Source organism: Streptomyces sp. WAC05292, assembly GCF_003949955.1.
Lineage (GTDB): Bacteria > Actinomycetota > Actinomycetes > Streptomycetales > Streptomycetaceae > Streptomyces > Streptomyces globosus.
Genome location: NZ_RPSE01000436.1, coordinates 1 through 4992, shown reverse-complemented (window position 1 = coordinate 4992; position 4992 = coordinate 1). Strand labels below are relative to the sequence as shown.

Genomic DNA, 4992 nt, shown 5'->3' with positions numbered 1-4992 from the left:
GATCCGGCGGGTGCGGGCGGGTTCAGCGGGTGTCGCGCTGGGCGGTCACGATGTCGGTGAGGGTGCGCTCGACGCCCATGCGGCCCTGCACCCTTTCGGCGAACGCGGGGAACTGCCCGGCGATCGCGCTCAACAGCTTCAACTCGGCCGGCGCCACGTTGACTTCGCACAGGTTCCGCTCGACTGCGCGGACGAGGCCGGCGGACACCTGCGCGGGCGAGACCGTGCGCATCCCGGCCGGCGGCTTGGCGCCGGTCGCGGCGAACATGCCGGCGTCGCGGACGAATCCGGGCTGGACGAGGGACACGCCGACGCCCGTCCCGTGCAGGTCCTGGCGGAAGGCGAGGGCGAAACCGCGCAGGCCGAACTTCGTCGCGTTGTAGAGCGCGGAGGACCTGGTGGCCGCCTTGCCGGAGATGGAGCCGACGAACGCGATGTGGCCGCGGCGGGCGCGGACCATGCGCGGGGCGAGGAGCCGGGCGAGGAGGATCGGCGCGTGCAGGTTCACGGCGAGGGCGCGTTCGACCTGGGCCGGGGTGTAGTCGAGGACGTCGCCGCTGGAGGGGAGGGCGGCGTTCGCGACGAGGACGTCGACGTCGCCGCACTCCTCCGCGAGGCGCTCCACGTCGGCGGGGTCCGCGAGGTCGGCGACGACGGCGCGGGCTCCCAACCGGTCGGCGGCGGCCTGCAGCTCGTCCTTCCTGCGGCCGGTGAGCACGAGGGAGGCGCCCTTGCCGGCGAGCGCTCCGGCGAGCTCCGTCCCGAGGCCGCCGGTGGCTCCGGTCAGCAGAACCGTCGATCCGTCGAATCGCATCCGTGGTCGCCCTCTCTCGTTGTTCGTTCGAACGAACGGGACCATAGAGCAGCCCGACCGGACGTGTCCATGCCATCGCGGGATCGGATGCACCCGCCCCGCCGGGCGGGTTCCGCCGGATGCGACCATGGCGCGCATGGAGAAGGCAGCCGACACCCGCCAGCGCATCATCGACGCCGTCCTTCGGATCATCGGTGCGGAGGGCATCGCCGCGTTGAGCAACCGGCGGATCGCGAAGGAGGCGCAGGTGTCGCTGGGCTCGGTCACCTACCACTTCACGACCCAGCACGAACTGCTCAGGGAGAGCCTGCTGCACTTCGTCGCCCAGGAGACGCAGCACTTCACCGAGCTGGCCGAGAACTGCGCCCGCGCGGACGGCCTGGACGTCGCCGGCGCGGCCGAGATGGTGCAGACGGTGGCGGGCGGAACCGCCTTCGACAGCAGGCACATCGCGCCGTTCGAGCTGTACATCGAGGCGGGGCGCGACGAGCGGCTCCGGGCCGCCGCCGCGGAGTGCTTCGCCGCGTACGACTCGCTCGCCCTCGGCATCCTCCGGCGGCTCGGCCTGCCGGACCCCGAGCGCCTGGCCGGCGCGGTCGTGGCCATGGTCTTCGGGCAGCAGCTGCGAAGGCTGGCCACCGGCTCACCGGCGGAGGACCTCGTCGACACCCTCCTGCTCATGACGGGCACGGCGGTCGGCGGCACCGGCTGCGACGCGACCGCCCGCCCTCCGTCCGCATCCCGTTCCTGCTGAGGCGGCCCGACGTCCCGATACAGGGATGGCCGAAAGGAACCTTGCGCAACCGCTGAAGGCTTTGTGGTGCGCGGTGACTTCCGTCGACGCACTCGCGCAGCAGGTCGGCATGGCCGCAGTGGCGGGCGTACTCCCCGATCCTGTGCACCGTCAGCTCCCGCACCGCGATCGCCGCGCGGCCGACCCGCTTGCCGAAGCCCGGCGTGGCGGGCCGGTTCGGCGTCGGTCGCGGCCTGCTCGCGGGCGAGGTCGGCGTACGCGGCGTCGACCACGGACGGTTCGGAAACGGCCCCTTCGAAGTCCGCGTCCTTCGCGCCGTACAGCCGGGGCAGCGGCTCCCCGTCGGTGATCCAGTTCTGCCGGTCGCGCTCGCCAGGAAGTCCAGGAGCGTGGCGAGTCCGCTGTCCGCGCCTGGGAGTTGTGCGGTCAGGGACGCTCCCGCATGCGCCGCCGCAGGCGGTCGTAGACCGGTTCGCTGCCCAGCCCGTCCGCGGTGAGCGCGGCGGCGAAGCACGCGGCCAGCAGCGGCAGGACGAGCGAGGTCGCGCCGGTCATCTCCACGACCAGGACGACGCCCGTCGCGGGCGCCCGTACGACGGCGGCGAACAGGGCTGCCATCCCGACCACGGCGAACGCCCCGGACCCGGCCGCCTGGCCCGGCAGCAGCGGCCCCGCGGCGGCGTGCGCGAGTGCGCCCCACAGCGCGCCGACGGCCAGGAGCGGGGCGAACAGCCCGCCGGGCGTGCCGGCGGCGTAGCTGAGCGGTCCGGCTGCGAAGCGCACGGCCAGGTAGGCGGCGAGAACGCCGGCGGCAGGGCTCCAGCCGGCCAGGAGCCGTTCGCCGAGGGGGTCGCCGCCGCCGGCGAGCAGCGGATCGAGCGCCATCAGCAGTCCGACCACGGCCCCGATCAGGGCAGCGCGGGCGGACGCGGGCACCCGGGTGGCGAGCCGGTCGGACAGGGTCAGGCCGCCGATGACGAGGGCCCCGTACGCGGCTCCGAGCAGCCCGGCGGTGGCACCGAACAGCAGGAAGACGGGCAGCAGCCACACCGGCGGGGCGGGCGCGTCGGGGAAGGGGAAGACCGGCGCGCCGCCGACGATCAGGGCGGACACGGCGGTGGCGGTGGCCGTGCCGATGAGGGTCATCAGCACGAGCCGCGGCCGCACGGACCGGGTGACCTCCTCGCAGACGAACAGCAGCCCGCCGAGGGGTGCGGCGAACGCCACGGCGAGGCCCGCGCCGGCGAGTGAGGTGTGCAGCAGCCGGGTGTCGTCGGCACCCAGGCCGGTGCGCCGGCCCGCCTCGGCTCCGATCGCGGCGCCCATGTGCACCGACGGGCCCTCCCGTCCGAGGACGAGCCCGGATCCGATCGCGACGACACCGCCGACGAACTTGGCGGGGAGCAGCAGCCACGGTGTACGGGCCTCGCTCTCCCCGCGCCAGACCGCCTCGACGTGCTGGATGCCGCTGCCCGCCGCGTGCGGAACGCGCCGGGCGAGGGCGCAGGCGAGGGCCGCCCCCGCCGCGCCGAGGGCGACGGGGACCAGCCATCCCGGGCCGCCGAGCCCGGCGGCGGTCTCCAGCAGGCGGCCGCGCAGCGCGTCGGCCTGCTGCAGGCACCAGCGGAACGCCCCTCCGACCAGGCCCACCAGGCAGCCGGCCAGGGCCGCCACGAGGTGGGCGCGGCTGGCGCCGCGGAGCCGGTGCTCCGTCACCGCCGCGCCCCGTCCGCGACGGTGGGGTGGAAACCCGCCATGTACCGACCTCCCGTACCGAGCCTGCGGGCGCCCGTCCGAGGTCCGCCCCGCGGCCGACCGGGCCGCCGTCCGTCCGAGCCTGGACCGCCCCCCGCGCCCGCCGCCGGGAAGCGCGCCGCGGCGCGGCGCGATGCGCCCCGACCGGGCGACGGCCGCGGCGACGCGTTGCGGCGACGGCGTTGCGGCGCCGCGCGGCCGGGTGCTGCGGCGGAGACTGGAGGTGGCGGCGGGCCGCGCGTCGGCCCCGGGATCCGGGAGGGGCTGTGGAGCCGAAGACCACGTCAGTGCTGGCCCCGTTCATGGTGGTGCTCACCCTGACGACGGGGCTGGTGGAGGCGGCGAGCCTGCTCGCGCTGGGGCCGGTGTTCACCGCCATGCAGACGGGGAACGTCCTCTTCTTCGCCTTCGGCCTGGCCGGCGAGGGCGGCCTGTCGGTGGTGGCGCCCGCGACGTCGCTGGGGGCGTTCATCGCGGGGGCGGTGGTCGGCGCCCGGCTGGAAACCCGGCTGGAGGCCGACCGGCGCCGCTGGTTCATCCTCTCCCTCGTCGCGGAGGCGGCCCTCGTCGGGGCGGCCGCCGTCGCCGTGTGGGGGGTGCCGGCGGTCCACCGGGCGCCCACGGGCCGCCATCTCGCCGCGGTCGGTGTGCTGTCGGCCGCCATGGGCATCCGCAACGTGACGAGCCTGCGCCTCCAGGTCCCCGACCTGCCGACGACGCTGGTCACCCGCGCCATGACCGCCCTGCTCGCCGGGTCCCTGCTGGGCCGCGACTCCTTCCTCGCCCGCGGCACGGCGGCCACGGCGCGCCGGGCCGCCTCCGTGGGCGCGATGTTCGCGGGCGGGCTGGCCGGCGCGCTGTGGCTGCACGCCGGCCTGCCGGTGTCGGGGCTGCTGCTCCTGGCGGCGGGCACGCTCCTGGCGGTCGCTGCGGCCTTCGTCCCGGGACCGCACCTGCACACGTGAGCCGGGCGGCTACGGAGCCGCGGGGCGCCAGGCGCGGACCAGGAGGGTGCCGAGGTCGGCGGGGTCGGGAGCGGGGAGCACCGCGGCCTCGACCCGCTCGAAGCCGGCGGCCCGCAGGAGGCCCGTCCACCTGCGCGGGGTGTAGGACCAGCGGCGCACCGCGAGGGGCCGCCCGCGCAGCCCGCCGGGGTACGTGCCCTGCGGGCCGTGGCAGCCGGGCAGGGCGGGCGCGTGGCTGAAGGCGAGCAGGCCGCCGGGGCCGAGCCGGTCGCGGACGAGGGGGAGCAGGCGGCGGGGGTCGTGGAACCAGACGGCGCCGAACCGGGACACCACCGCATCCCAGCGGCGCTTCGTGCCGGTGAGGAAGGCGGTGGCGTCGGCCCGGTGGAACTCGGCGGGCAGGCCGGCGCAGCGGGCCCGGGCGGCGTCGATGTGGGCGGGGGCGAGGTCGATGCCGGTGACGGAGATCCCCCGGCGGGCGTAGTGCACGAGCTCCAGGGCGGTGCCGCAGCCGAGGTCGAGGACGTCGGCCGGGTCGCCGAGGTATTCGGGGCCGGGGCCGTGGCCCGGGTACTGGGTCCAGCCGCGCCAGAGGGTGTCGTCGGGCCAGTCGGGGACGCCCCAGCCGGCGGCGTAGTGCTCCCAATAGCCCTGGGTGCTCCACGTGTCGCGGGCGGGGGCGTCGGCGGGGATGTCGGCGGGGG

The 4992-nt window shown here is 76.4% G+C and carries 5 protein-coding genes and 1 pseudogene; 2 read left to right on the top strand and 4 right to left on the bottom strand.

Annotated elements, in window-relative coordinates:
• Nucleotides 1-22: 22 nt before the first annotated feature.
• On the bottom strand, nucleotides 23-814 hold the full coding sequence (locus tag EF903_RS28660; RefSeq protein ID WP_125547922.1) for an SDR family oxidoreductase: 792 nt from the start codon (nucleotides 812-814) through the stop codon (nucleotides 23-25).
• A 136-nt stretch (nucleotides 815-950) separates the two neighbouring features.
• Between EF903_RS28660 and EF903_RS28655 the strand changes: the two genes are divergently transcribed.
• Nucleotides 951-1568 (top strand): TetR/AcrR family transcriptional regulator, encoded by a 618-nt coding sequence (locus EF903_RS28655; RefSeq protein ID WP_125547921.1) that lies wholly within the window; start codon nucleotides 951-953, stop codon nucleotides 1566-1568.
• Nucleotides 1569-1647: 79 nt separating this feature from the next.
• On the opposite strand, the pseudogene EF903_RS35575 reads toward EF903_RS28655, so the two are convergent.
• Both EF903_RS35575 and EF903_RS28645 read right to left on the bottom strand, forming a co-directional pair.
• Nucleotides 1648-1939, bottom strand: a pseudogene (locus EF903_RS35575) (DUF664 domain-containing protein); the annotation flags it as partial.
• A 55-nt stretch (nucleotides 1940-1994) separates the two neighbouring features.
• Nucleotides 1995-3284: a ClC family H(+)/Cl(-) exchange transporter gene (locus EF903_RS28645; RefSeq protein WP_125547920.1), complete on the bottom strand. Its 1290-nt coding sequence runs from the start codon at nucleotides 3282-3284 to the stop codon at nucleotides 1995-1997.
• A 305-nt stretch (nucleotides 3285-3589) separates the two neighbouring features.
• On the opposite strand from EF903_RS28645, the gene EF903_RS28640 reads away from it, so the two are divergent.
• Nucleotides 3590-4288, top strand: coding sequence for a YoaK family protein (locus EF903_RS28640; RefSeq protein WP_260616057.1), 699 nt, complete (start codon nucleotides 3590-3592; stop codon nucleotides 4286-4288).
• A 9-nt stretch (nucleotides 4289-4297) separates the two neighbouring features.
• Here EF903_RS28640 and EF903_RS28635 read toward each other — a convergent pair.
• Nucleotides 4298-4992: class I SAM-dependent methyltransferase (locus EF903_RS28635; RefSeq protein ID WP_148142593.1), on the bottom strand; the 695-nt coding region annotated here is incomplete at its 5' end.